The following is a 26,137-nucleotide window of genomic DNA, read 5'->3' as shown; positions in this document are numbered from 1 at the left end:
AATGCCTTCTTGCCCCGCGCGGAATTGGCGGCGTCACGCGCTGCGGGAGGACTGAATGGAGCTGTCGAGCAATTGCCGTGTATACGGATCGCTGGCCTCAAGGTGCCGCATCATTTCCACGTCAAGAACTTCCACGATCCGGCCCTGTTTCATCACCGCGATCCGTTCGCACAGATGACCGACAACCCCAAGATCGTGCGAGACCATGATATAGGTCAACCCGTGATCCCGCCGCAGATCGGTCAGCAGGTTCAGAATTTCCGCCTGCACCGAGACATCCAGCGCCGAGGTCGGCTCATCCAGCAGCAGGATCTGCGGCGAACAGGCCAAGGCGCGCGCGATGGCGACGCGCTGCCGCTGGCCACCCGATAACTGGTGCGGAAACCGAAACCGGAAGGACGGGCCAAGCCCGACATCTTCCATGAGGCGCGGGATGCGGCTGTCAATATCTTTGAGGCCGTGCAACCCCATCGCTTCGGACAAGACGCGATCCACCGTCTGACGTGGATGCAGTGAGGCATAGGGATCCTGAAACACCATCTGGACCTTGCGGAAAAACGCCTTGCTGCGTTGTGGCCCCAGTGCTTCTCCGGCCACGGTCATATTGCCTGACCATGTTGGCACCAGCCCGGCGATAGCGCGCAGGATTGTGGACTTTCCCGATCCACTTTCACCGACGATGCCAAAGCTTTCGCCCTGCTCCACAGCAAAGCTCGCCTGCCTGACCGCGTCGCTCCGGCCACGCCCGGCCCCAAACCAGACATCGAGATCTTGGATATCGATTGCGGGGTTTGTCATGTTCGTGCACTCACGGAAAGCGCGTCTCGCCACGCGGGGTCGCGTTGCAGCACCTCCAGCCTCGGGCGCGGATGTTCAAGGTCCGGCACCGCATTCAGCAGGCCAAGCGTGTAGGGATGCTGCGCCTTGTGCAATTCGGAGGCTTTGCAACATTCGACAATGCGGCCCGCATACATGACCGCAATCCTGTCACAGAATTTGGCCACAAGGTTCAGATCGTGGCTGATGAAGATCAACCCCATGCCGCGGGTTTTCACAAGCTGGTCCATGATGTCGAGCACCTGCAATTGTACCGACACATCCAGCGCCGAGGTCGGCTCGTCCGCGATCAGGATTTCCGGACCCGGCAAAAGCATCATGGCGATCATGATGCGTTGGCCCATACCGCCCGAGACCTCGTGCGGATACAGCCCCATAACGCGTTCGGGGTCGCGGATGGCAACCTCGTCCAGCATGGCGATGGCCCGTTTTCGGCACTCGGACCGGGCGAGTTTTTCATGCGCCCGCAGCGACTCGACCAGTTGCTGGCCCACGGTCATCACCGGGTTCAGCGAAAACTTCGGGTCTTGCATGATCATCGACACGCGCCCGCCGCGAAGCTGCCGCATCCGGGTTTCAGTGGCGGCAAGCACATCCTCGCCATGCATCGTGATGCGGTCTGCCTCCACACGGCCCGGCGGACGGATCAGCCGCAGGATTGCGCGTCCGGTCATGGATTTTCCCGACCCGCTTTCGCCGACGATCCCCAGTCTTTCGCGCCCAAGGGTGAAAGAGATCCCGCGCACCGCCTCGAACGTGCCGGTGCGCGTCGTGAAACTGACGCGCAGGTTTTCGACGTCGAGAAGCGTTTCACTCATGCGTTGTCCTCCTTGGGGTCAAGCATATCGCGCAACCCGTCGCCCAACAGGTTGAAGGCAAGGCTGATGGCAAAGATCGCAAGGCCGGGAAAGGTGGCAACCCACCAGTAATCAAGGATGTACTTGCGCCCTTCCGAGATCATCGCCCCCCATTCCGGGCTGGGCGGTTGTGCACCAAGACCCAGAAAACCCAAAGCGGCCGCCGTCAGGATGATCCCGGCCATATCCAGCGTGACACGGATCACCAATGAGGAGATGCAGAGCGGCCAGATATGTCTGGTCACGATGCGGAACGGCCCCGCACCCTGAAGACGGATGGCGTGGATGTAATCGGAATTGCGGATGGTCAGCGTCTCGGCCCGTGCGATCCGGGCATAGGGCGGCCAGGCCGTCAGGGAAATCGCCAGAACGGCATTCTCGATCCCTGCCCCCAAAGCGGCGACAAAGGCCAGCGCCAGGATCAGCCGTGGGAAGGCCAGGAAGATATCGGTGATTCGCATCAGGACCACATCGGCCCAGCCACCCGCATAGCCCGACACCGTGCCGACGATCAGCCCGACCAGCGGTGCCACCATCGCCACCAGTAACACGATGTAGATCGAAATGCGCGCGCCATAGAGAAGCCGGGAATAGATGTCACGGCCCAGGCTGTCCGTCCCCAGAAGATGGCCGCCTTGTCCCGCACCCAGCAGGCGCTGACCCAGATCCTGAGCATAGGGGTCATGCGTGGCCAATACGGGTGCAAAGATCGCGGCGAGGATGATCAGGGCCAGCACGATCAGACCCACCATCGCCAGCGTGTTGGACCGAAGCGTCAGCCAGCCTTTGTACCAGGATGCAAAACGGGCCTGACGCCGGGATGTGGGGGCGTCCGACAAAAGCCAATCGCGCAGGTTTGCTGTGATCATTTGGCCCTCGGATCGAAAAAGCGATACAGCAGGTCGGACAGGATGTTGATGCCCACGAAGATGCTGCCGATCACGATGGTTCCGCCAAGAACAGAGTTCATGTCATTGGCCAGAAGCGATGTGGTGATATAGCTGCCGATGCCGGGCCAGGCAAAGATGATTTCGGTCAAAACCGACCCTTCCAGAAGGTTGGCATAGGCCAGCGCGATGACGGTGATCAACTGGATCCGGATATTGCGGAATGCATGGCCCCAGATCACCTGCCATTCCGACAGCCCCTTGACGCGGGCTGTTATGACATATTCCGCATTCAACTGTTCCAGCATGAAGCTGCGGGTCATGCGGCTGATATAGGCCAGCGAGTAATAGCCCAGCAACGCGGCCGGCAGGATGATATGCGAGAATGCGTCCCGGAAAACCACCCATTCGCCGCGCAGCGCCGCATCCACCAGCAACATGCCGGTGATCGGCTCGACTATGCCTTGATAGAAGATGCCCACGCGGCCCGGCCCGGCCACCCAGCCCAGAATGCCGTAAAACAGCAGCAAACCGACCAGACCCAGCCAAAAGATCGGCATGGAATATCCAACCAGCCCGACAAGACGGGCCACCTGGTCGATCCAGCTGCCACGTTTGACGGCGGCCAGAACGCCCAAAGGCACGCCGATCGCAACACCGATCAGCGTTCCCAGCGTGGCAAGTTCCAGCGTCGCCGGAAAGACGCGCGCGATGTCGGTTGTCACCTGTTGCCCGGTGCGGATCGATTTGCCCAGATCGCCCTGTAGCACGTCGCTGACATATATGCCGAACTGCACCAGAAGCGGCTTGTCGAGACCGAGCTCCAGATAGGTGGCGTCGTATTGCGCCTGCGTGGCGCGTTCCCCGATCACCGCCAGAACCGGGTCGATGGGCATCACCCGCCCGATCATGAAGGTCACGAAAAGAAGGCCGAGCAGAGTGACCGCCACAGTCACCAAAGTCGCCACGGTTTTGATCAGCCACGGGGCGAAGGACGGCCCGCGCCGCCCTTCGCCATTGGTCACATCCGTCATTTACTTGGTAATGACCCAGTAGGACACTTCGGTCGTTGCCCCACCGGCTACGAAATTCTCGACACTGGCACCCATGCCGTTCTGTTCGATCTGCTGGAACATGATGCCAAAGGGGCTGGTCTTCTGATGCTCGCGTTGCAGGTCCAGATACATCTGCTTGCGCTTTTCGGTGTCGTTCTCGACCACCGCTGCCAGGGTTGTCTCTGTCATCTCGGGGATGGCCCAGGCGTTGCGCCAGGCCAGCAGACCGGTTGCGCCCGCTTCGTCGGAATTGTCGGGATTGATTGCAAAGGTGCCCGCGTTGGTGTTGGGGTCGGGATAGTCCGGTCCCCAGGCACCAAGGTAAATGTCATGCTCGCGCGCGCGGTAGCGATCCAGCGTTTGCGCACCGGTGCCGACGATCAGCTCGACGTCACAGCCCAACTGACCCCAAGTATTCTGCAAGGATTGCGCGATGTCCATGCGTTCCTGCGCGTCACGCACGGAAATCTTGATCGGGCCGCAGTCGGGAAATCCGGACTCTGCCAGCGCGGCCTTCGCGGCATCCAGATCATAGCTGTACGGCGTCTCTTCCAGCGCGCCAAGGAAGGTCCGCGGCAAGAACGCCTGATGCACGGTATACTGCCCCTTCAGGAAAGAATCAGACATGCCCGCGTAATCCGTGGCGAATTTCAGCGCCTCGATCACCTTGGGATCGGCCAGCATCTCTTTCTTCTGATTGGCGGAGAAATACATCAAGCGGCCGCGCAATTCGTCCACGACCTTCACGCCCTCGACATCCGCAAGACCCGCCACATCCTCGGGCGACAGGTTGCGCGCCACGTCGATGTCGCCGCGTTCCAGTTGCAAACGCTGGGTCGCGCTTTCCTGAATATGCTGGACGATCACCCGCTCCATCGCTGGCTTGTCGCCGTGAAAATTGGGGTTCAGATCCATCAGGACGCTTTCATTCGGCTTCCACTCCACCACCTTGTAGGGGCCAGATCCAACGGTATTGGTGCGCAACCAATCGTTGCCCATATCGCCGTCAACTTCGTTATCCATGGCCGAGGCCATGTCAACGATGCCGCCGATGGTCGATGTCAGACAGTTCAGCACGAAGGACAGTGCGTAGGGTTTATCCAGTGTCAGGACCAAGGTCCGGTCATCCGTGGCCTTGATCGTCTCTTCGACATTGTCGGCGCTCAACCCGAACTGGGTCAGGATGAAGGATGGCGTCTTATCGAGCAGCACCGCACGCCGCAACGAAAATTCGGCGTCCTTTGCCGTTACCGGGTTGCCCGAGGAAAACACATGGCCCTCGGCAATGGTGAAGGTGATGGTTTTGCCGTCCTCGGAGATTTCCCAGCTTTCGGCCAGCTCCGGCTGATAGCCCGCGTCCAGATCCAGCGGATCAAAGTTCACCAGCTTTTCATAGACGTTGCGCGACACGTCAGAGCCCGCAAATTCAAAGCTCTCGCCCGGATCAAGCGTCTTGATGTCGTCGATCCGATTGGCGATGACCAGCATGTTGGGCGGCGTTTCGGCAAAGACCGGTGCGGCCACACTGACCGACATAATGGCGGCCACCGCGGCGGCTACGAAACTCTTCTTCATGGCAAACTCCCTGTTTATATTATTCGCCCCACGTTTGTCGCAGGACGCGCAACCAGTTTTCATGCGTGAGCTTCGCCAGAAGTGCGTCGCCCACCCCGGAATCCCGGAATGCTTTCATGAGATTGGGCAGACCCGCACAATCACCGATCAAGGCCGGGACAAGCGCGCCGTCAAAGTCGGAACCAAAGCCGACGCGGTCTTCCCCCATTCTCTCGACCAAATGGTCAAAATGTCGGAGCAAGATGTCAAGGCCGAACTTGTCATCCCACTTGCCGTCTGGGCGCAGAAAGGCGCTGGCAAAGTTGACCCCCACGATCCCGTCACTGTCGCGGATCATATCAAGCTGCCGATCGGTCAGGTTGCGCGAGTGAGGGCAAACAGCGCAAGCATTTGAATGGCTTGCGACCAGTGGCGCATCACTGATCCGGGCGACATCCTCGACCCCTTTCGCGTTCAGATGCGACAGGTCTATCATGATCCTGAGCGAATTGCATTCACGGATCAGCGCTTTGCCCGCATCGGTCAGCCCAGGGCCGATATCGCCATCGGACGGGAAGCGAAACGGCACGCCGTGCCCCCAGACCGTGTCGCGGCTCCAGACCGGGCCAAGCGATCGCAGCCCGCGCGCGTGCCAATCATGCAACCGCGCAAAGTCGCGGTCCACCGCCTCTGCCCCTTCGATATGAATGCTCGCCGCCATTTTTGGCGATGGCAGTGCTGCGGCGATCTCTGCGGCGCTGCGACAGATCGTGATCGCGCCCGCCGCCTCCAAGGCCTCCAGCGCGGCAAAGCCGTTTTCCGTCCACTCGACGGCGCGATCTTCGGTGATCCGCGGCGGCAGAGGCAGGCCATAGGGCGGGGTTTTCATGGCCTCGTGATCCACCGATATATTATCCGGGTTCGGCACGAATATCGCGAAGATTCCGCCGCCGAACCCGCCTTTGATGGCACGCGGCGTGTCAATATGCCCGTCAGGCAACCCCTGTACGACCTGCCCGGCGGTGACCTCACCTTTCAGAAGGCGCAACACCAGATCATTGTGACCGTCGAAAACGGGAAATTTGGTCATGTCGTCTCCAGGATCAATCTCAAACCTTGATGCGTGCCGCACAGCGCATGTTTCCACGCGTGCAATCGACGATACGTCGCGCGGACAGCCTAGCCGTGCAATCTCTCCTGTACCACCACACAGTCACGCGTCCGGCGCAGAAAAGATCAATTCCTGACAGCCGGACACGCGGCCAGCAGTTCGCGCCACCAGACGACTCGCTTGCCCGACAAACGGTATTTCAGGCGCGGCACCGCATTTTCCGCGTCCGATCCTCCTTTGTTTCGATCGTATTTTAAGACTTATTTCCAAACCTTTAACACGCTTTCACGATCACTTCACGCCGAGTGTGTTTTTTCTCCCTGTCCGCTCAAAGTGATCGGAAACGACATTATGGAGATGAATTATGCCGAACTATATTTATGGAACCCCGGGCAACGACGTGCGCTATGGCACCAGCCTGGATGACTGGATGTTTCTTTACGCCGGCAATGACCGCGCCTATGGGAACGCTGGCAACGACCGCCTGTACGGGTATGATGGCAACGACACCTTGTACGGCGGCAGCGGCAACGACTACCTGAGCGGGATGGATGACAACGACTCGCTTGACGGTGGCACCGGCAACGACACCATCTACGGTGGCAATGGCCATGACAGGATCAGTGACCTTTCCGGCACCAACTATGTCAATGGTGACGCTGGCAATGACAACATTTCGTCCTCCGGCTACGGCAGCTACTATGGTGGCTCCGGCGATGACTACATCTACGCCGGCAATGGCGGGACAGAACTTTTGGACGGCGGGTCCGGAACGGATTGGCTGAACACCACGAAATGGTCGGGCAATTATACCGTGAACCTGACCACCGGAGATACTAACTATTCTTTCGAAACCTTCGTGAATTTCGAAAACCTGTATTCCGGATCCGGAAGTGACACCCTTACCGGCACGTCCGGAGCCAACCGCATCTACGGTAACAACGGCAACGACACCATCAATGGTCTGGCCGGAAACGACTACCTATCCGGCGGTGCCGGTAATGACCGGATTGATGCGGGCACCGGGACGGACACCGTGTCCGGAGGATCGGGCAACGACAACATCACATCCTCCGGCTATGGGTATTACTATGGCGACTCCGGCAATGACTACATCTACGCCGGAAATGGTGGAACCGAGTATCTGAACGGCGGGTCGGGCAATGACTGGCTCAACACCACCGACTATTCGGGCAACTACACCGTCAATCTCGGGACCGGCGACACGAACTTCTCGTTCGAGACATTCCTGAACTTCGAGAACATCTATTCGGGCTCCGGAAATGACAAGCTGACCGGCACCAACGATGCCAACCGCATGTATGGCAATAACGGCAATGACACGATCGACGGGCTGGGTGGAAACGACTACCTGTCCGGCGGCGCTGGCAATGACCGGATTGATGCGGGCACCGGAACAGATACCGTGTCCGGTGGGTCTGGCAATGATACGATCTGGTCCTCGGGTTACGGAAGCTACTACGGCGACTCCGGCAATGACTACATCTACGCCGGGAATGGCAGCACCGAGTATCTGAACGGCGGATCGGGCAATGACTGGCTCAACACCACCGACTATTCGGGCAATTACACCGTCAATCTCGGGACCGGCGACACGAACTTCTCGTTCGAGACATTCCTGAACTTCGAGAACATCTATTCGGGCTCCGGAAATGACAAGCTGACCGGCACCAACGATGCCAACCGCATGTATGGCAATAACGGCAATGACACGATCGACGGGCTGGGTGGAAACGACTACCTGTCCGGCGGCGCTGGCAATGACCGGATTGATGCGGGCACCGGAACAGATACCGTCTATGGCGGATCGGGCAATGACAATATCACGTCATCCGGCTACGGTCGCTACTACGGAGATTCTGGCAACGACTACATCTATGCCGGGAATGGCGGAACGGAGTATCTGAACGGCGGATCGGGCAATGACTGGCTCAACACCACCGACTATTCGGGCAACTACACCGTTAACCTCGGAACCGGCGCGACGAACTTCTCGTTCGAGACTTTCCTGAACTTCGAAAACATTTATTCGGGGTCCGGAAGTGACTATCTGATCGGCACAAGCGGTGCCAACCGCATGTATGGCAATGGCGGCAATGACCGGATTGTCGGGCTGGGCGGCAATGATGTCATCTCGGGCGGTTCCGGCAATGACACGATCTATGGCGGTTCCGGCAGAGACTACATCTTCGCAGGCAGCGGCAATGATTACGTCGCAGCCGGCAGCGGCAACGATGTGGTTGACGGCGGCAGCGGCAATGACCGGCTGGTCGGCAATAGCGGCAACGATGTGCTGCGCGGCCGGTCCGGTACCGACATCCTGAATGGCGGCGGTGGCGAGGATACCTTCGTGTACTATTCGGCATCGGAATCCGTGGGTGCCAATCGTGACATCATCCAGGGTTTTGATGGCGCGGGTATCAACTTCACCTGGGTCACCGAAGACAAGATCGACCTTTCCGCGATTGATGCCAACGAAGTGGCTGCCGGCAACAACGCCTTTACATGGGGCGGTGTGGGGGCCGGACTTGCGACCGGCGAGCTTGGCGTGATCAACGTAGGCACCGAGACCTGGGTTGTTGGCAACACTGATGCCGACGCCGCATGGGAACTGACGATCCGCATTCAGGACGGCGCGACAACCGCCTCTGACTATTGGGCCGGTGATTTCGTCCTGTGACCATGGCATCTGCCATACCTCCTCTGCCCGAGGAGCTGATACTGGGGAGCGGCGAGGTATCGCCGCTTCCTTTCTCGCGTAAGATGCCCACAGGACAGCAGGCAATCTTTACGACAATCCGATCCCGGTCGCGCATCAGTGACGCAGTACCTTATTCGATAATCGGGATCTGGAAACAGTTCACAACACAAGCAGACGTTTACGAAGATGCGTGGCACCCTGCCCGGTCGCGACTGGTATCAGAGCAATCCGCTTTGTGTCACGGCAAGCAATTCGGTGCCGCGCATGGACGCCACCGGGTAGGTTTCGTCGGCCATGCGTTGCAGGCAGAAATCCGGCTCCAGCGACTTCAGTGTTCCAAGCGCCTCGGCCGCGCCTGCCTCATCGCCGGCATGAAACCGCAAAGCGCTGAGAAAGCGCAGCGGCGGGCGGAATGTCGGGGCCAGAAAATGCGCCAGTTCGGCATGTTTTCGAGCGTCCGCATAGCTGTGTTGCTTGATCGCCGTCGCCGCACATATCGCATGCCACCAGCTCTGGTTGGGCTGCCCGGCCGCAAGCCGAAGCGCCCGTTGCGCAACGGCATAGCCTTCGCTCGGGCATCCCGCGCGGGCAAGCGCCTGCGCAAGGATCGCATGAATGAATGGGTTCCGAGGGCATTTGACAGCACTTGTCCGCGCCAGTTCGCACGCCAATTCGACCCGGCCTTCAACATGCAGCGCCACATCCGCCGCAATCGCCGTGACCATCGGATCGCCGGTATTCATGCACATGGCGGCGCGGCTGAACTCCACCGCTTCGCCGAAGGCGTGCCGATCACTGCTGCTGCGTTCAAGCAACGTCACCAGCCGCAGCCTTGCGCGCCAGGCAAGCTGCGTGGCGCTGTTCTTGGGGCTGGCGCTATGCTGATCGAACCAGGCGTCGAAGCGCCGCAAGCGGTTTCCGTCCTGAAACGGGAAATGGGCAAACATCTGGAACGCCAGATGCGATACGTCCGGCGTGCCTTCGGGGCTAAGCCGTCCGAAATGCGCGCTTGCCGCCGCAGCCGTATCGACCAGAAGCTGATCGAAGTTGGCGTCCTGATGAATTTCTGGCGCATTGGCACAGTTGACGTCCCCGATCCAGACGATCCGGGGCACGGCCGTTTCCGCAAGCTGGACCTGAAAGCGCAGACCGGGACCGCTGCGCATGGCACGCACCTGAACGGCAAGCTTTTCGCCATTTGCGACCGCATTGGGTTCCAGCAGGATTTCGGCCTCGCCAAGCTGCGCAATATGTGTCGCGACGTCGGCCGTCAAAATCTCGGCATGGGCGCGTACCGACGAGTGATCGCAAACCGGTGGCAGGACGACGATCGCCGGCCGCTTCCGGCCCGTGGGCATCGCAGCCTTGACCCGTGCGGCAAGCGCATGGTGGGTCGGCACCGCATCGCGAAGCTTGTCGCAGGCATCGGCAAATTCCGACCGTCTGTCGCGCACCCAGTCTTCGAATTCCGGGTCGGCCACATCAAGCCCTTCGGCAAATTCCGGCATTTCGATACAGTCGCGCGGCAGGGACAGATCAACCTTGACCCGCGCTGGGTTCAGCGCAACGGCATCGTTATTGATCATCAACAGATCCGGGGTACCGCCAGGCATCCTGCGCGCCGCACTCAACGCCTGGCGCAGACTGGCACCGCCCTTTTCGGGGTCAGAACAGCTCCACAGCATGTCTTGCAAAAACGCGCGGGGCCGTCGCATCCCATTGCCGGTGCCGATCAGCACCAGCAGGGCTTTCAGTTTTGCCGCGCTGGGCGTGATTTCAAGACCGTCCGACCGGATAAGACGCACCGGACCAGCCAGTTTCAGAACGAAATTCTGTGTGGTCGACATTGTGATGACAACGCTCTTCCTGTTGGATTTCTTACCTATGGTAAACCCAAAGGACAGATCACGGAAGTCAGGTATTCCTTGCCAGCCGACCGGCTTGTGATCATTGACGTAGCGGCAATTCAGCCCAAGAATGATGCAGAGCTTTTAAACTCACCTTCAGAAGGCAGTTAATTCTCATGTCCGTTCAATCAGTACAGACCCTCGTTTCCACGCAATCAACTCAGTCCACCCAGTCGACGCAATCCACGCAATCGACCCAAGGCAGAGGCGTGGTGACCGGCGACAGCAACCCGCTTTTGTCCGCTGCCCTCGCAACCAGCCATGACGGTGTGGTCGCGACAGAGGCGCTGGATTTCGACAATATTGGCCTGCGCAGCGACCGGTTGAAACAGGCGGAAGACAGGCTGACCGGCCTGTTGGGATCGGATGATGCACAACTGCCGCGCCTGCCGGACACGCCCTATTTTCTTCAGGCGGTTGTCGCGGGATTGATCCAGAGCACGCGGATCGAACTTGGCGATAAACAGGCCAGCCTGCACGCGCGGGTCATCAGCAAGGCCGGGCCGCTTTCGGACGGCTTTGCGGGCGATCCGTTCGTAAAAATGACCTGCCCCGGCATAGACGATTTTGCCGAGCAGGTGCCCTATATTCAAAGCTACGCCGATCTGCGGGACGAACGCCTGCCAGAGATCATCGTGCAGATGGGCGACATCCTGTCATTCTTTGCCGTGGGCGATCTTCTGGATACCGAACGCACCCCCTACACGTTGAAAGTGCTGGACGCCGCCGCCGGCTATGCGGGTGGCATCATCCAGCGGATCAAGCTGAGTTTCGACGGCCCGCGCCCGGTGCAATTTTCGCCGCGTGTCGAGCCGATCATCGCAACCCCGACGCATGGCACTCTTCCCAGCGGACACGCGACCGAGGCGTTTCTGATCGCGTCTTTGCTGACCCTGTTGCGCGGCGGTGATCCGGCCCGCGCCGCCGCCGATATGCAGCAACGGTTCCGGCTGGCTGCGCGCATCGCGGTGAACCGGACGGTTGCCGGGGTGCACTATCCGGTGGACAGCGCGGCGGGTGCGGTGCTGGGCATCGGATTGGCCGAACACCTTGCCGCGACGGCGGGTGCAAGCGTTGCCCCGGTCGGGAACTGGGCGTTTGACGGGACGGCCTGGAACAACAGGGATTTTCATCACGGCATCGTTGCGGATCTGATTGACGCCGCCGAAACCGAGGGCGCAACCTCCGTGGTCCGGTCAAAGGACACGTCCGAGCGGGCGACGGATGATCTTTGGAGCAGGCTTTGGAAGAAAGCCGCGTCGGAACATCTTCCGGAAGGCGGGTAAGTCATGGCCAGGCAACACGACTGGACCCATGTTGAATCGCTGCCGCCGGGCGGTCGCATCTCGCCCTACATTCACTGGACCTCTGCCTGGTCGCATGTTGACCAGTCCTTTGCCGCGCAGGATCTTTTGGACACCGATATTCCATGGCTGGCGCGCGCCATCCAGACGGCAATCGGCGACGCTTCGGACCCTTGGGGGCGGCTTTTGCATCATGTCCTGCCACGCCACGCTCTTCCGACAGAAGCGCCTGAAAACGGCAAGCACGACGAGGAAAGCATCTCTGCCAAGGTACAAACTTTACCGCCCGCAAATGACCGCGTGATCGTCGGCATCATCGATGATGCGACGGCCTTCGCGCATGAGCGGTTCAGGCTTCCAAACGGTCGCAGCCGCATCGATTATCTGTGGCTTCAAAGCGCGCGGCACAAGGCAGGTGAAAACGCACCCTCCTTTGGCAGGGAATATGACAGAAACGGGATCGAACGGTTGATCGACCAGTTTCGGCGCGGCCCGATGGGCGAAACGATTGACGAAGACGGTCTGTACCGCCACGCCAGCGCACTGGATATGAGCCTCGGCACGCCGCAGTCTTTGGCACGCACAGCCGGGCACGGAACAGCCGTGGCCGATCTGGCGGCGAGCTTCGGCGTCTCTACCAATGCGCGGGGGCCGGATGGTCTGACCCCTCCGGGAGAGATGAATATCGCACCAGAAGACTTTGATCTGGCTGTTGTTTCCCTGCCGGAGCGCCTGATCATGGACACGTCGGGCACCTTTGCCGAGATCTTTGTGATCCTGGGCATGGTTCGCCTTATCAGCCATGTGGAACACCGCTGCCGGCGTGACGATAAGGATTATCCGCTGGTCATCAATATCAGCCTTGGCCTTACGGCTGGCCCGCGCGATGGCACCAGCCTGCTGGACCGGTTTATCGCTGCCGTAAATTCAAACCGCCCCAGTGACCGGGTTCCGATCCGCATCGTCGTTCCGGCGGGAAACTTCCGGCAAGCCAAGGTCCATGCCGTGCTTGACGCGCCGGTGGATGCCCAAGCATCGCCGCTGTTCTGGACAATCGAACCCGACGATCCCACCCCCAGCTTTCTGGAAATCTGGTCAACGCCCCTGCCCGAGAAGCCGGACGCCTTGCCGATTTCCCTGACCCTTCGGCCCGCCCATAGCAAAGAGGCCGCGCCGCTTGGCCCGGTGCCCTTGGACGGTGTGTTCGATCTGAAGAACGGTGCCCAACTCGCGGCGAGATGCTACACGCAATGGGTGCCGAAGAGGATCGACACACCATCCGCCGGGGGGCGTGTGCGGCTGACTCTGGCCGTGCCGCCAACGGTGCCCGGCAACCCCGCCGCGGCCTATACCGTGCCGGGACCATGGCAGCTGTTGCTGGAAGCGGCCGATACCTCGCCGTCCGAGGCCGGTTGGCCGCTGGATCTGGTGGTGCAGCGCGATGACATGATCCCCGGCTACCGGGGTGGCGGTCGGCAGTCATACCTACAGGACAGGCAATATAGCCAGGTCGATGCGCGCGGCTTTGCCGTGACCAAGGACCGGCCCGGACCAGACGGCACCCTGCCCTATGTTCGGCGCGCCGGCACGATCAACGCCTTCGCCACGGCGCCGGAAATCGTCGTGGTCGGCGGCTGCTTTGCGGACACGCTGGAACCGGTCGATTATTCCGGCGAAGGCGGCAGCGGCGGGCAAGGTTTGCGCGGCATCGACGCCAGTGCGCCGGCCTCCATGCAGCGGATGCGCGGGGTCATTCGTGCAGTGGGGTCGCGCAGCGGCAGCCGCATCGGTGTCGGCGGCACGTCGATCGCGGCACCGGTCATGTCGCGGGAACTCGCCAAGGCGATGCGCCCCCTCAGCGAGCGTCCGAAGCTGAGCGGGGTCTCGCTACTACGGCGGTCCTCGCATGATACGGACCCTCCGCCGGTTCTGCCTGTGACCGAAAACCTGTCGGATCGCTACCAGAACAGTTCCGACGCGTATAAGGCGATGTCGTTTTCCAAGCTGCTGTAAGGGGAACGACTTTTTGAGAATTGCAAGATAACGTCGCTTGACGGCATTTCCCACACCACTGGCCCGCCCTATTTGCGCTGAAACGCGATCATCACCAGCGCCAGCAGCGACGATCCCAGCATCAGAAGCAAGGAGACCGCGTTCAGCAAGGGGGTAGAACCCTCTTTCAGACGGTCGAACATCGCGATGGTCAGTGGCGCATCCGACCCGACCAGCATCAGCGTCGTGTTGAAATTCTCAAAGCTCATCAGGAAGGCCACGACGAAGGCGCCGATCAGCGCGGGCGTCAGATAGGGCAAGGTCACGGTCCGCACCGCCACCAGCCGCCCGGCCCCAAGGTTCATCGCCGCCTCCTCCAGGCTTCGGTCGAACTTTTGCAGACGTGCCGCGATCACGAGTGTCGCGATGGTTGCGATGAAGGAAAACTGCCCGAGGATGACCAGTGTCAGACCGGGTCGCAAAGCCACGACATCCCATTGGGCCATATCCCACAACCCGTTCGCCACGCGGCTGGAGAACACAAGGATCGAGATCCCCAGCACGATCCCCGGCACCACCAGCGGCAGCAGCATGAAGATATACAGGATGCCCTGTCCGCGAAACCTGTACCGATTGAACAGGAAGGCGTTGGACAAACCCACCGCCACCGCCAGCAGCGATACGCCCACCGCGACAAAGGCCGAGGTGCCGATGGCACGCAGGATCCCACGTTCGTGGAAAGCGCCGATCATCGGGCGTTCAGAGCCAATGAACCAGCCCCAGGTGAAGCCTTCCCAAGGCAGCGACGGGAACTGGCTGTCATTGAAGGCAAAGGCCGCGACGACAACCAAAGGCAGCGCGAGGAAGATGAAGAACGCCGCGACATAGGCCACATAGGCGGCACGCAAAGCGCGGGGTTGCGGGATGGATGGGATCATGGCGTCACCCCATTGTCCGTTCAAGCGTCTGCCCGGTCAGCCGCAGCATTCCCCAGACGATCAGCGATGATAACAAAAGCAGCATGAAGCCAAAGGCTGCCCCAAGCTCCCAGTTGAAGCGGACGATGAATTGCGAATAGATCAATTCGGTGAACCACAGGCTGTCCTTGCCGCCCAGCATTGTCGGCGTCAGGTAGTTGCCAAGGCTCAGCATGAAGACCACGATGCTGCCCGACACGATGCCGGGGGCGGCATGGGGGATCACGATTTCCCGCATCACGCTGGTATTGGTGCCGCCCAGATCATAGCCTGCCTCGATCACCTCGTCCGGCAGGCTTTCCAGTGTCGTCACCAGCGGCACCACCATGAACAGCATCGAGGTATAGACCAGCCCGACCATGATCGCCGCGTCGTTATACAGCATTTCGACCGGGCCGCTGACCAGCCCCGCCCATTGCAACAGGTTAGAGATGATGCCGGTCTCGCGCAGCAGGATCATCCAGCCGAAGGTGCGCACAAGTTCGGATACCCAGAACGGCACAAGGCACAGCAGAAACAGCGCCGAACGGCTGCGCCCGCGCGCGATCTTGGCGATGAAATAGCTGACCGGAAAGGCGATCAGAAGCGTGATGAGCGTCGCCATAATGGACATCACCGCCGTGCGCAGAAACGTCCAGAGGTAAAGCGGCTCCTGAAAAAACGTCAGATAATTGGCAAGCGAGACCTGGTATTCGCCCACGCCCACCCGTTCGCGCAGGGAGACAAGGAACATGTCCACATGCGGGATCAGGATCAGCAGGACCAACCATAACAACAAAGGGGTCAGCAGCAGGATCAGGCCAAGACGCGCGCCGCTTTTCATGGCGCGGCCCCTGCGGCAAAACAATTGCCCTGATCGCCGGCCCAGCCGATATGCACCGCGTCCCCTTCGGTCAGGTTCGCAAATTCGCCCGATTGCGGCAGGTTCACCTCGATCTCTTCGGCATCTGCGGCCACGACGATGCGGCTGGCCGCACCGTTGAACAGCAGGTTCGTGACCCTGCCCGACAGGTGATTGTCGAAATGCGCCAGATCATCGGCTGCGGTGCTGATCCGGATCGCTTCTGGCCGGACAAATATCTGCGCGGCGTCACCGACGCCCAACGCGCGGTCACGGGCAGAAGCGCGCATCGAAAGCCCGCTTTCCGTGCGGACCTGCATGACATTGCCCTCTGCGCGTTCCACCCGGCCGGCCCAGCGGTTGCTGTCGCCGACAAAGCCCGCGACAAAGGCGCTTGCGGGGCGGTAATACAGATCCCGCCCGCTGCCCATCTGCTCAAACCGGCCCTCGTTCATCACGGCAATCGTGTCGGACATCACCAAGGCTTCGGACTGGTCATGCGTGATATAGACAAAGGTGGTGTCAAACGCGGCCTGAAGCGATTTCAGCTCTACCTTCATGCGTTCGCGCAGCTTCAGATCCAGCGCACCAAGCGGTTCGTCCAGCAACAGCACGTCCGGCTCCAGCACCATGCAGCGGGCGATGGCGACGCGCTGTTTCTGCCCGCCCGACAACTCGTCTATCTTGCGCGTGCCGATGCCCGGAAGGCCAATCCGGTCCAGCGCCTCATCCACCTTCACGGCGATCTGCGCCTTGGCCATGCCCTGTCGGCGCAATCCGTAGCCGATATTCTCGGCAATGTTCATCATCGGAAACAGTGCCAGATGCTGAAACACCATATTCACCGGCCGCTTGTTCGGCGGCACATCCAGAATGGATTTGCCCCGGATCAGGATGTCGCCGGAACTTGGCTCCAGGAAACCCGCGATCATCCGCATGATCGTGGTCTTGCCACAACCCGACGGGCCGAGGATCGAAAAGAACGACCCGCTCGGCACTTCGAAAGACACGTCATCGACAGCCGTCGTGCCCCCGAAACGCTTGGTCAGATTGCGACATTCAAGGTCAAAACTCATGCGAAATCCATTCATGGGGGCGGCACCCGAACATCAGCCCGGATGCCGCCAAAGTCAGATCAGTTGGCAGCCTTCACGCGGTCCAGAACACCGCCTTCGATCACTTCAAGACCGGCAGGGACTGGCGGATACCACTTGATGTTGTCAATGGCTTCCGGCGGAAAGCTTGCCTGATAGCGGGCTTTCAACTCGTCCGATGCGAATTCATCCGCGCCTTTGGAGGCGGTGAAGTTGCCCGCAGCGGCGGTGATCATCGCGGCGACCTCTGGCTGCATGACGAAGTTGATCCACTCATAGGCGACATCATCTGCCTTGCCCTTGGCGGGCAGCGCGAACGTATCGACCCAGCCAAGCGCACCGGATGCCGGTGCCAAGAAGGTCACATCCGGGTTGTCCTCGTTCAGCTTCCAGCCGCCGGTGTCCCACGCCATCGAGGCCACAACCTCGCCCGAGCGAACCAGCCCCATCAATTCATCCCCGCCACCCCAATAGGTTTTCACATTGGCTTTGCAGGCGATCAGCGCCTCTTCGACCTTTGCCATGACCTCTTCGTATTTCGCCGGGTCGCCATAGGCCGCAAACGGATCTTCGCCCATCGCGAAGGCAAAGCCGATCAGCGTCGGGCGTTTCAAACGGTAGGATACCTTGCCCGCCACATCGTCATTGCACAGATCGGTATAATCCTTGACCGACGCGGCCTGAGCCGTGTCCACGACCAGACCGGAGGTGCCCCAGATATGCGGCACACCGTAGACGTCACCACCCACGGTGGTGTTGCCCTTGGTGGCTTCAAGCATCGACGGAATGAACAGATCCGCGTCGATCTTGGACAGGTCCATCGGCTTGTAGATGCCGAATTCGGCCTGCGGCCCTGCAATCCGATCCTGGCTGGGCTGGGCAAGGTCGAACCCGCCGCCGCCTGTGGCGCGCAGCTTGGCGATCATTTCCTCGTTGTTGGACTTTGTCACCTCAACGGTGTGGCCGGTCTGTTCCTCGAACTTGGCCACCACCTCTTCGGGCGCGTAGCCGCCCCATGTCAGCAGGCGAAGCGTATCGGCTTGCGCGACTGCGCCAAACGTCACGACAAGCGCGGTTGTCGTCATAAGAAACTGAGTTTTCATTTCAATTCTCCAAGTTGTGTATTTCCTCAAAGGCGTGGATAGCCTTTCCTGCGTCCTTAGGACCGACATATCACAGATTGATGACACATCAGATGACGGTCTCATATAGCGACCGCACATTCCCTTCGGTCAACTTGACGGGATTGCCACCGCAGGACGGATCGGACAGTGCCATCGGCACCAACTCGTCGATCCGGTCAGCACGCACGCCCATCTCGGACAGCTTTCGCGGAATGGCAAAACTGTCGTTGAAATCCTGCACGAATTTGCAGAATCCGTCAAAGCCGCCCTCGATGCCGATATAGCCTGCCGCGCGATCGAAACGGTCTGCAATCTTTCCTGCGTTCATCTGCAAGACGGCGGGCATACAAACCGCATTCGTGGTGCCGTGATGGGTGCTGAACACCGCGCCGATAGGATGGCTGAGCGCATGGATCGCGCCCAGCCCTTTCTGAAACGCCGTCGCCCCCATCGCGGCCGCGCTCATCATCTGCGCGCGGGCTTCAACGTCGGTGCCATCCGCATAGGCGCGCGGCAGATATTCGACGACCAAACGCATGCCTTCCAGCGCGATGCCATGGCTCATCGGATGATAGAGCGGGCTGCTGAACGCCTCGACACAATGGGCAAAAGCATCCAGCCCCGTGCCTGCGGTGATGAATTTCGGCATGCCCACCGTCAATTCCGGATCGCATATCACCACCGACGGCAGCACTTTGGGGTGAAAGATGATCTTCTTCACATGGGTCTCGGAATTGGTGATGACACTGGCCCGCCCCACCTCCGATCCTGTCCCGGCGGTCGTCGGCACGGCCACGATGGGTGCGATTGCATCTGCATCGGCGCGAGTCCACCAATCGCCGACATCCTCGAAATCCCAGACAGGCCGGGTTTGCCCGGCCATAAAGGCCACCATCTTGCCCAGATCCAGACCGGAGCCGCCGCCAAGGGCAATCACCCCGTCATGCCCGCCATCCCGGTAGGCCTGCACACCGGCGGCAAGGTTCGTCTCATTCGGGTTTGGATCAACCTGCGCAAAGACCGCGCGGCCCAGGCCCGCGGTTTCCAGAATATCCAAAACCTGCGCGGTGATCGGCAGATCCGCCAGCCCCTTGTCAGTGACCAGCAAGGGGCGCGCGATCCCGGCTTGCGCACAGGCATCGGGCAGCTCTGCAATCCGGCCTGCGCCGAACTTGATTGCGGTCGGATAGGACCAGTTTCCAGTCAGACTCATGTCGTTACCTTCTTGAGATGGTAGGATTTCGGGCGCGTCAGATTATGATAACCGATCACCGACAGGCCGCCGCCGCGCCCGGTATTCTTGCAGCCGGTCCAGCACAGGCCCGGATCAAGATAATCCGCGCGGTTCAGGAACACAGTTCCGGTTTCGATCCGGTCGCCCACACGCTGCGCGCGCTCAACGTCCCCTGTCCACAGGCTGGCGGTCAGGCCAAATTCGCTGTCATTCATCAGCGCAATCGCTTCGGCATCATCCTTGACGGGCATGATCCCAACCACGGGGCCGAAACTCTCATCCCGCATCACCCCCATGTCATGCGTCACGCCGGTCAGGATCTGCGGTGTCAGATAAGCGCCCCCGTCATCCTCGGCAAATCTGTCGATATGCGCCGTGGCCCCGGCCGCCACTGCCTCGGCGATCTGCGCGCGCACCTCGTCCGCGAAACGCACATGCGCCATCGGACCAAGCGTCGTTGCCTCATCCAGCGGATTGCCCAGCTTGTAGCCGCGCACGATCTTCAACGCCCTTTCCAGAAACGCATCGAACAGGCTTTCCTGCACATAGATCCGCTCGATCCCGCAGCAGCACTGGCCGGAATTGAACATCGCCCCGTCGATCAACGTCTCGACCGCCGCATCCAGATCGGCGTCCTCCATGACATAGCCCGGATCCTTGCCACCCAATTCGGTTGCAACCCCGGTGAATGTGCCCGCTGCGGCGCGCTCCATCTGCTGGCCGCCACCGACCGAACCGGTAAAATTGACAAAGTCGAACGTGCGGGCCGCGATCAACTGGAAGGTCGTGTCGTGGTCCAGAAAGATATTGTCGAACACCTCGGCGGGCACTCCAGCCGCCTGAAACGCCTGTGCCATCCGCTCGCCCACGACAAGGGTTTGCGTCGCATGTTTCAGCAGCACGGCATTGCCCGCGATCAACGCAGGCGCAACCGTATTGATCGCCGTCATGTAGGGATAATTCCACGGTGCCACGACCAGAACCACCCCATGTGGAACCCGCTTGATATAGCGCCGGAACGTCGCATCCTCGCCCACCACGAGATCGGCCAGGGCATCCTTCGCAATCGCAGCCATATGACGCGCGCGCTCATCGAACCCGCCAAACTCGCCGCCGTAACGCACCGGACGGCCCATCATCCGCGCCAGTTCCGGCACGATGCGATCATTCATCTCGCCCACAGCGGCAACCCCTGCCATCACGAGGTCGATCCGCTCCTGCAAGGGCCGCGCCGCCCATTCCGCCTGCGCAGCACGCATGCCCGCGACCTTGTCACGCGCCTGTTCAAACGCCGCCACATCCCGCTCCGCAAAAACAGACCCGTCGATCGGAGAAATACATTTCACTGTCTGACCCACGTCAAACCTTCCTTTCTTGCAAGACCCGCGCCCTGCCCTTCTTCTTGGCCAAAATACTCCGGGGAGCGCGAGGGGCCGGCCCCTCGCTCCTGTCCTCTCAAGCCCGCTCGAATCCTCGGGCAATTTCCCAATCCGTCACCACACGCGAAAATTCCTCGATCTCGACCTCGGCAGCCCGACGATAATGATCGACGACCGCATCGCCAAAGACTTTCCGCATCAAGGCAGACCCGCCAAGTGCCGCGCGCGCCGCCTCCAGACTATCGGGAATCATCGCTGTCTCGCCCTGGTAGACATCTCCGCGTGCCGGGGGCTGCAACTCCAGCTCTTCCTCGATCCCGGCAATGCCTGCGGCCAGCATCCCGGCCATGGCGAGATAGGGGTTCAGATCCGACCCGCCGATCCGGCATTCGATCCGAATGGCCTTGCTGCCATCCCCACACAGCCGGAACCCGGCAGTACGATTGTCCACGGACCAGATGATCCGCGTGGGCGCAAACGTCCCCTTCATGAAGCGCTTGTAGCTGTTGATATAGGGGGCCAGAAAATAGGTGTAATCAGGCGCGTATTTCAGCAGCCCGGCCACATAGTTCTTCATCAGCGCGCTCATGCCCAAACTGTCCTCGGGATCAAAAAACGCGGGCACGCCGTCCTTCCACAATGACTGGTGCACATGGCTGGAACTGCCAACCCGGTCCTTGTGCCATTTTGGCAGAAAACTCGCCGCATGCCCGTTTTGCCAGGCAATCTCCTTGACCGCATGTTTGGCAATGCTGTGGTAATCCGCCGTATCAAGGGCAGCCGCGTATTTGATGTTCAGCTCTTCCTGACCGGCCTCGGCCTCGCCTTTGGAATTCTCGATGGGGATACCGGCATCCCACAGATGGTTGCGCACGGGACGCATCACATGCTCTTCCTTGGTGGTCTGGAAGATGTGATAATCCTCGTTATAGCCGCTGATCGGTGTGAGGTCCTGAAAGCCGCCCTTGCGGATCTCTTCAAAGCTCTTCTCGAACAGGAAAAATTCCAACTCCGTGGCCATCATCGCGTCAAAGCCCATCGCCTCCAGCCGCGCGATCTGGCTTTTCAACATGGCGCGCGGCGAATGCGGAACCGGCTGATGGGTATGGTGATCCAGTACATCGCACAGCACCATCACCGTGCCCTCCAACCATGGCACCGGCCGCAAAGTCGTCAGGTCCGGCTTCATGACATAATCGCCATAGCCGGTTTCCCAGCTTGTCGCGGCATAGCCTTCGGGCGTGGCCATCTCCAGATCGGTGGCCAGCAGGTAGTTGCAGCAATGCGTTTCTTCCCAGGCGCTGGCGATGAAATGGCCCGCGTGGAACCGCTTGCCCATCAGGCGGCCCTGCATATCGACAATACACACCAGTACCGTATCGATCCGGCCTTCTGCGACCTGCGCCTTGAGGTCATCAAAGGGCAATATGCCAGACATGGGCAATCTCCGATCCTTGTAATCCAGAAACGGGACGCGCCGCAAAGCGCGTCCCATATGGTCTTATCCAAACGTGTAGGGAGGGCCAGCCTTGCTGATCACCTCGTTGTAATCGCGGAAGATCTTTACGATCTTGGCGTGGACCTCGCCTTCCTCGGCGATCTCGTCCCAGAATTTGACGGCTGCATCCTCGACCACTTTCCATTCTTCCTGCGGGATGGACCGCAGTTGCAACTGGTCGCCCTGCGCGCGAAGACGAGCCTCGCCGCCCCAGTACCACTGGTTGCGATAGGTGTGGCCTGCTTCGATCCCGGCCATGACGACGGCCTTGAGATGTTCGGGCAGATCCGCCCATTGGCCCTGGTTCACGAAGAACGACCCGATCCACGCACCCGAGATGTTGTTGGTCAGGAAATAGTCGGTCACATTCGCCCAGCCGACGGTGTAATCCTCGGTGATGCCGGACCATGCCATACCGTCCAGCTCGCCTGTCTGCACCGCAACCTCTGCGTCCTCATAGGGGATGGACACTGGCACAACGCCGAATTGCGACAGAAAGCGCCCCGCCGTCGGGAAGGTATACAGCTTCAGCCCGTCAAGATCGGCCAGCGAGGTGATCTCTTTCTTGGTGTTGAAGTTGCACGGATCCTGCCCCGCGGCTGACAGCCACGCAACGCCAACCTTTTCGTATTCTGACCGCCAGATATCGGCCAGCCCGTATTGGTCGAACAGCACCGGCACATCCAGCGAGTGCTTTGTGGCCAGCGGGAAATAGCCGCCGAACACCTGCAAGGGCGTGGGCGAGGCCATGGAATCGTCATCCGAATGCACGCCGTCAATGGTGCCGCGCTGGAGCGCCTGAAACAACTCGCCTGTGGGCACGATCTGATCGGCATAGAACAGCTCGATCTCCATCTCGCCATTGGCGGCCTCGTTGATGTAGTCGATTACCGGTTTGGTGACAAATTCGCCAAGCGCCGCGCCCGCATAGGTCTGGAACCGCCACTTGATCGGGGCCTGCGCCTTGACGATGGCCGGGGCCGCCAGCGATGCAGCGCCGCCAAGCGCCGCCGTGCTCAGAAACTTACGTCGTGAAGTCATCGAACTCTCCTTGTTGGGTTTGAAATTGACGCTCCGTTGGCGGAGTTCTTGGGGTTAGTTTCCATAAATATATCCGGGTAGCCAAAGGGCGATCTGCGGGAAAATCATCACAACGGCCAGCGCGAAGACCATGACCAGAACAAAGGGCAGGATCGATCCGTAGATGTCTTTGAGGGTAATTTCCGGCGGGGCCATCGCCCGCATCAGGAACAGGTTATAGCCGAAAGGCGGTGTCATATAGGCGATCTGGCAGGTGATCGTATACAGAACACCGTACCAGACCAGATCGAACCCCAGCGCCTTGACCAGCGGCACATAAAGCGGCGCGACAATCACCAGCATGGCGGTGTCGTCCAGAAACGTGCCCATCAGGATAAAGCTGAGCTGCATCAGGATCAGGATGATCCACGGGTCCAGCCCCAGCCGTTCGGTGAACAGCGTGTCGATCGCCTTGACCGCGCCCAACCCGTCGAACACCGCACCAAAGGCCATGGCGGCGAGGATGATCCACATGAACATGCACGATATCCCAAGCGTCTGGCGCACCGAGGTCTCGAACACGTCTCGCGTCATCCGGCCCTTGAGGACCGCGGCAACAAAGGCTGTCATCGCCCCGATGGCAGAGCTTTCGACAAGCGAGGTCCAGCCGTTGACAAAGGGCACCATCATCGCCGCGAAGATGCCAAGCGGCAGCAGTCCCGCGCGCAGCAGTTTCAGCTTTTCGCCCAAGGGCATGGCACGTTCTTCCGGCGGCAAGGCGGGACCAAGCGACGGGTTCCACCAGCAACGGATCACGATGTAGATGATGAACATCGCGGCCATCATCAGACCGGGGATCACCCCCGCCAGCCATAGCTGCCCCACCGGTTGCCGCGCGATCATCGCATACAGCACCAGCACGACCGAGGGCGGTACGAGGATGCCCAATGACGATCCGGCCTGAATGACCCCCGTCACCATCCGCTTGTCATAGTTGCGTTTCAAAAGTTCAGGCAGCGCAATCGTGGCGCCAATGGCCATGCCCGCAACCGACAGCCCGTTCATCGCCGAGATCAGCACCATCAACCCGATCGTGCCAATCGCCAACCCGCCACGCAAGCCGCCCATCCAGACATGAAACATCTTGTACAGGTCATCGGCGATCTTCGATTCCGACAAGACATAGCCCATGAAGATGAACATCGGCAGCGTCAGCAGCGGATACCATTTCATCAACTTCATCGCACTGGAAAAGGCGATGTCATAGCCGCCCCGGTCGCCCCAAAGCACCAGCGCCGCGATCACCGCGACAAAGCCGATAGCGCCAAACACCCTTTGCCCGGTCAACAGCATCGCCATCATCGTGGCGAACATGAAGATCGCGATCATCTCATACGACATCGGCGACCTCTTCTCCGCGCAGGCGCAGGATGTCCTTGAAAAGCTCGGACACCGCCTGAAGCAGCATCAACACGATGCCCACGCACATGACGATCTTGATCGGCCAGAGATAGGGCCGCCACGCCGTCGGGCTGCGCTCACCGCCGTATTTGAAGCTGTAGGCCGTGCTGTCGATGCCGCCCCATAGCAGGACGACAAGATAGAAGATCAGGAAACAGACGGTCACGGAATCCACCGCCGCCTTTCGCCGCGTGGACCATTCGCCGTATAGCAGGTCCATCCGCACATTCGATCCCATCTGGATCGAATACGGCCCGCCTAGGATGTAATACCCCACCATCATGAACTGCGCCATTTCCAGCGTCCACAGCGAAGGGTTGAAGAATGTCTTGGAGATCGACGACCACAAAAGCACGCCCATCAACGCGAAAATGCCGTACATCGTCACGCGTCCGATGGCGCGGTTCATGGCGTCAACCAGCGCGATATACCGTCTGAAAAACGTCATGCGGGGCCCCGCTGCGCGACGCGCTCCATTGCGGCAGCAAGCGTGTCTGCAAGGTGATCCGCGATGCTATGTGCCTTTGCACGCGTGTCGATCAGATCATTTCGGACCTCGACCATGACAGACTGCAACCCGCGCGCCTCGCCATGCTTGTGCAAGCTGTACGTCACCCCGTCACTTGCTGAATAGGGTGCATTCACCGCCGCTTTCATCAGGCCCCGCTCCGCTTCGATTGCCGTCGCCGCCTGTGCAAGGTCGCCGCTTTCGTGACAGAGAAAACCAAGCTCCAACGCGCGCGTCTTGCCGTGATAGATCGGAGTAAAGCTGTGCAAGGTGATAACAGCCACCTGCCCGCCCGTCAGAGCGGACTGCCTGTCGATCACGGTGCTGACCGCGTTGTGAAACGGCGTATGGATCGAATCAAAACGCGCCTTCCGATCCGCCGCACTCAGCCCCCGGTTGCCCGGAACTGCATAAACCTCGCTTTGTTCGGGAATGCTGTCTGATGCCTCGAACGGCCGGTTACAATCATAGACAAGACGCGAAATCTGGCCGGAAATCAGCGGCGCGCCCATCTGCGCGCTTAATCGCTTGGCCATGTCCAGCGCGCCGATATCCCAGGCGATATGCGATTTCTGCGCCTCACCGCTTAGCCCCAGACCATCCAGTTCCGGCGGAATATATGCAGAGGCGTGTTCGCAAATCAGGACAACCGGCGCAGTTCCGCCCTCGCCCGATATCACAAACGGAGGCCGATCCTGCGCATCCATTTCTTGTTCCCTTGTATTCAATGTGTAAAGATCACTACAGAGTCGCACATGATGTCAAGATCGTTTCT

General features: G+C 60.1%; 21 protein-coding genes. 3 read left to right on the top strand and 18 right to left on the bottom strand.

Annotation, left to right across the window (positions count from 1 at the left end):
- Positions 1–33 precede the first annotated feature (33 nt).
- Genes DMZ65_RS00245 through DMZ65_RS00220 form a run of 6 tightly spaced genes read right to left on the bottom strand, consistent with a single transcriptional unit; the run spans position 34 to position 6,280 of the window.
- Positions 34–798, bottom strand: a complete 765-nt coding sequence (locus tag DMZ65_RS00245; protein WP_116596928.1) for an ABC transporter ATP-binding protein — start codon at positions 796–798, stop codon at positions 34–36.
- Positions 795–1,655 (bottom strand): ABC transporter ATP-binding protein, encoded by an 861-nt coding sequence (locus DMZ65_RS00240; protein WP_116596927.1) that lies wholly within the window; start codon positions 1,653–1,655, stop codon positions 795–797. The genes DMZ65_RS00245 and DMZ65_RS00240 overlap by 4 nt, the downstream gene beginning before the upstream one ends.
- Entirely contained in the window at positions 1,652–2,563 is a 912-nt protein-coding gene (locus DMZ65_RS00235) for an ABC transporter permease (protein ID WP_116596926.1), read from the bottom strand. The genes DMZ65_RS00240 and DMZ65_RS00235 overlap by 4 nt, the downstream gene beginning before the upstream one ends.
- Positions 2,560–3,615 carry an ABC transporter permease gene (locus DMZ65_RS00230; RefSeq protein ID WP_116596925.1) on the bottom strand — a complete coding sequence of 352 codons (1,056 nt, stop codon included), beginning with the start codon at positions 3,613–3,615 and terminating at the stop codon, positions 2,560–2,562. Before DMZ65_RS00230 ends, DMZ65_RS00235 begins: the two co-directional genes overlap by 4 nt.
- Positions 3,616–5,211: an ABC transporter substrate-binding protein gene (locus DMZ65_RS00225; protein WP_116596924.1), complete on the bottom strand. Its 1,596-nt coding sequence runs from the start codon at positions 5,209–5,211 to the stop codon at positions 3,616–3,618. It abuts the gene before it with no gap.
- Positions 5,212–5,230: 19 nt separating this feature from the next.
- Positions 5,231–6,280 (bottom strand): dipeptidase, encoded by a 1,050-nt coding sequence (locus DMZ65_RS00220; protein ID WP_116596923.1) that lies wholly within the window; start codon positions 6,278–6,280, stop codon positions 5,231–5,233.
- Positions 6,281–6,665: 385 nt separating this feature from the next.
- Here DMZ65_RS00220 and DMZ65_RS00215 point away from each other — a divergent pair, with 385 nt between their 5' ends.
- Positions 6,666–9,002: a calcium-binding protein gene (locus DMZ65_RS00215; protein ID WP_116596922.1), complete on the top strand. Its 2,337-nt coding sequence runs from the start codon at positions 6,666–6,668 to the stop codon at positions 9,000–9,002.
- Positions 9,003–9,241: 239 nt separating this feature from the next.
- On the opposite strand, the gene DMZ65_RS00210 is transcribed toward DMZ65_RS00215, so the two are convergent.
- Positions 9,242–10,870 (bottom strand): AfsR/SARP family transcriptional regulator, encoded by a 1,629-nt coding sequence (locus tag DMZ65_RS00210; RefSeq protein ID WP_116596921.1) that lies wholly within the window; start codon positions 10,868–10,870, stop codon positions 9,242–9,244.
- A gap of 176 nt (positions 10,871–11,046) precedes the next feature.
- Here DMZ65_RS00210 and DMZ65_RS00205 point away from each other — a divergent pair, with 176 nt between their 5' ends.
- Together DMZ65_RS00205 and DMZ65_RS00200 are read left to right on the top strand one after the other, a co-directional pair.
- Positions 11,047–12,216: a phosphatase PAP2 family protein gene (locus tag DMZ65_RS00205; RefSeq protein ID WP_116596920.1), complete on the top strand. Its 1,170-nt coding sequence runs from the start codon at positions 11,047–11,049 to the stop codon at positions 12,214–12,216.
- 3 nt (positions 12,217–12,219) lie between these two features.
- On the top strand, positions 12,220–14,247 hold the full coding sequence (locus DMZ65_RS00200; protein ID WP_116596919.1) for a S8/S53 family peptidase: 2,028 nt from the start codon (positions 12,220–12,222) through the stop codon (positions 14,245–14,247).
- Positions 14,248–14,315: 68 nt separating this feature from the next.
- On the opposite strand, the gene DMZ65_RS00195 is transcribed toward DMZ65_RS00200, so the two are convergent.
- From DMZ65_RS00195 to DMZ65_RS00145, 11 genes are all read right to left on the bottom strand, one after another.
- On the bottom strand, positions 14,316–15,164 hold the full coding sequence (locus DMZ65_RS00195; RefSeq protein WP_116596918.1) for an ABC transporter permease: 849 nt from the start codon (positions 15,162–15,164) through the stop codon (positions 14,316–14,318).
- A gap of 4 nt (positions 15,165–15,168) precedes the next feature.
- Positions 15,169–16,026: an ABC transporter permease gene (locus DMZ65_RS00190; protein WP_116596917.1), complete on the bottom strand. Its 858-nt coding sequence runs from the start codon at positions 16,024–16,026 to the stop codon at positions 15,169–15,171.
- On the bottom strand, positions 16,023–17,135 hold the full coding sequence (locus tag DMZ65_RS00185) for an ABC transporter ATP-binding protein (RefSeq protein WP_438942690.1): 1,113 nt from the start codon (positions 17,133–17,135) through the stop codon (positions 16,023–16,025). Before DMZ65_RS00185 ends, DMZ65_RS00190 begins: the two co-directional genes overlap by 4 nt.
- A 44-nt stretch (positions 17,136–17,179) precedes the next feature.
- On the bottom strand, positions 17,180–18,241 hold the full coding sequence (locus DMZ65_RS00180; protein ID WP_116596915.1) for an extracellular solute-binding protein: 1,062 nt from the start codon (positions 18,239–18,241) through the stop codon (positions 17,180–17,182).
- 88 nt (positions 18,242–18,329) lie between these two features.
- The gene (locus tag DMZ65_RS00175) at positions 18,330–19,475 is read right to left on the bottom strand and encodes an iron-containing alcohol dehydrogenase (protein WP_116596914.1); all 1,146 of its coding nucleotides are present in this window, start codon (positions 19,473–19,475) and stop codon (positions 18,330–18,332) included.
- Entirely contained in the window at positions 19,472–20,854 is a 1,383-nt protein-coding gene (locus tag DMZ65_RS00170) for an aldehyde dehydrogenase family protein (RefSeq protein ID WP_116596913.1), read from the bottom strand. Before DMZ65_RS00170 ends, DMZ65_RS00175 begins: the two co-directional genes overlap by 4 nt.
- Before the next feature lie 97 nt (positions 20,855–20,951).
- Entirely contained in the window at positions 20,952–22,313 is a 1,362-nt protein-coding gene (locus DMZ65_RS00165) for a glutamine synthetase family protein (protein WP_116596912.1), read from the bottom strand.
- A gap of 63 nt (positions 22,314–22,376) precedes the next feature.
- On the bottom strand, positions 22,377–23,414 hold the full coding sequence (locus DMZ65_RS00160; protein ID WP_116596911.1) for a TRAP transporter substrate-binding protein: 1,038 nt from the start codon (positions 23,412–23,414) through the stop codon (positions 22,377–22,379).
- Positions 23,415–23,468: 54 nt separating this feature from the next.
- Entirely contained in the window at positions 23,469–24,794 is a 1,326-nt protein-coding gene (locus DMZ65_RS00155) for a TRAP transporter large permease (RefSeq protein ID WP_116596910.1), read from the bottom strand.
- The gene (locus DMZ65_RS00150) at positions 24,784–25,302 is read right to left on the bottom strand and encodes a TRAP transporter small permease subunit (RefSeq protein ID WP_116596909.1); all 519 of its coding nucleotides are present in this window, start codon (positions 25,300–25,302) and stop codon (positions 24,784–24,786) included. The genes DMZ65_RS00155 and DMZ65_RS00150 overlap by 11 nt, the downstream gene beginning before the upstream one ends.
- Positions 25,299–26,090 (bottom strand): N-formylglutamate amidohydrolase, encoded by a 792-nt coding sequence (locus DMZ65_RS00145; RefSeq protein WP_232824807.1) that lies wholly within the window; start codon positions 26,088–26,090, stop codon positions 25,299–25,301. The genes DMZ65_RS00150 and DMZ65_RS00145 overlap by 4 nt, the downstream gene beginning before the upstream one ends.
- Between the last annotated feature and the right edge of the window lie 47 nt (positions 26,091–26,137).

The sequence above is a fragment of the Primorskyibacter marinus genome (assembly GCF_003313245.1).
In the GTDB taxonomy this organism is placed as follows: domain Bacteria; phylum Pseudomonadota; class Alphaproteobacteria; order Rhodobacterales; family Rhodobacteraceae; genus Primorskyibacter; species Primorskyibacter marinus.
This window is presented reverse-complemented; position numbering and strand designations above follow the sequence as displayed.

Bases quoted from the DNA above. Each gene is read 5' to 3' on its own strand.
- DMZ65_RS00245 (WP_116596928.1), bottom strand. From the start codon at position 798: ATGACAAACCCCGCAATCGATATCCAAGATCTCGATGTCTGGTTTGGG.
- DMZ65_RS00240 (WP_116596927.1), bottom strand. From the start codon at position 1,655: ATGAGTGAAACGCTTCTCGACGTCGAAAACCTGCGCGTCAGTTTCACG.
- DMZ65_RS00235 (WP_116596926.1), bottom strand. From the start codon at position 2,563: ATGATCACAGCAAACCTGCGCGATTGGCTTTTGTCGGACGCCCCCACA.
- DMZ65_RS00230 (WP_116596925.1), bottom strand. From the start codon at position 3,615: ATGACGGATGTGACCAATGGCGAAGGGCGGCGCGGGCCGTCCTTCGCC.
- DMZ65_RS00225 (WP_116596924.1), bottom strand. From the start codon at position 5,211: ATGAAGAAGAGTTTCGTAGCCGCCGCGGTGGCCGCCATTATGTCGGTC.
- DMZ65_RS00220 (WP_116596923.1), bottom strand. From the start codon at position 6,280: ATGACCAAATTTCCCGTTTTCGACGGTCACAATGATCTGGTGTTGCGC.
- DMZ65_RS00215 (WP_116596922.1), top strand. From the start codon at position 6,666: ATGCCGAACTATATTTATGGAACCCCGGGCAACGACGTGCGCTATGGC.
- DMZ65_RS00210 (WP_116596921.1), bottom strand. From the start codon at position 10,870: ATGTCGACCACACAGAATTTCGTTCTGAAACTGGCTGGTCCGGTGCGT.
- DMZ65_RS00205 (WP_116596920.1), top strand. From the start codon at position 11,047: ATGTCCGTTCAATCAGTACAGACCCTCGTTTCCACGCAATCAACTCAG.
- DMZ65_RS00200 (WP_116596919.1), top strand. From the start codon at position 12,220: ATGGCCAGGCAACACGACTGGACCCATGTTGAATCGCTGCCGCCGGGC.
- DMZ65_RS00195 (WP_116596918.1), bottom strand. From the start codon at position 15,164: ATGATCCCATCCATCCCGCAACCCCGCGCTTTGCGTGCCGCCTATGTG.
- DMZ65_RS00190 (WP_116596917.1), bottom strand. From the start codon at position 16,026: ATGAAAAGCGGCGCGCGTCTTGGCCTGATCCTGCTGCTGACCCCTTTG.
- DMZ65_RS00185 (WP_438942690.1), bottom strand. From the start codon at position 17,135: ATGAATGGATTTCGCATGAGTTTTGACCTTGAATGTCGCAATCTGACC.
- DMZ65_RS00180 (WP_116596915.1), bottom strand. From the start codon at position 18,241: ATGAAAACTCAGTTTCTTATGACGACAACCGCGCTTGTCGTGACGTTT.
- DMZ65_RS00175 (WP_116596914.1), bottom strand. From the start codon at position 19,475: ATGAGTCTGACTGGAAACTGGTCCTATCCGACCGCAATCAAGTTCGGC.
- DMZ65_RS00165 (WP_116596912.1), bottom strand. From the start codon at position 22,313: ATGTCTGGCATATTGCCCTTTGATGACCTCAAGGCGCAGGTCGCAGAA.
- DMZ65_RS00160 (WP_116596911.1), bottom strand. From the start codon at position 23,414: ATGACTTCACGACGTAAGTTTCTGAGCACGGCGGCGCTTGGCGGCGCT.
- DMZ65_RS00155 (WP_116596910.1), bottom strand. From the start codon at position 24,794: ATGTCGTATGAGATGATCGCGATCTTCATGTTCGCCACGATGATGGCG.
- DMZ65_RS00150 (WP_116596909.1), bottom strand. From the start codon at position 25,302: ATGACGTTTTTCAGACGGTATATCGCGCTGGTTGACGCCATGAACCGC.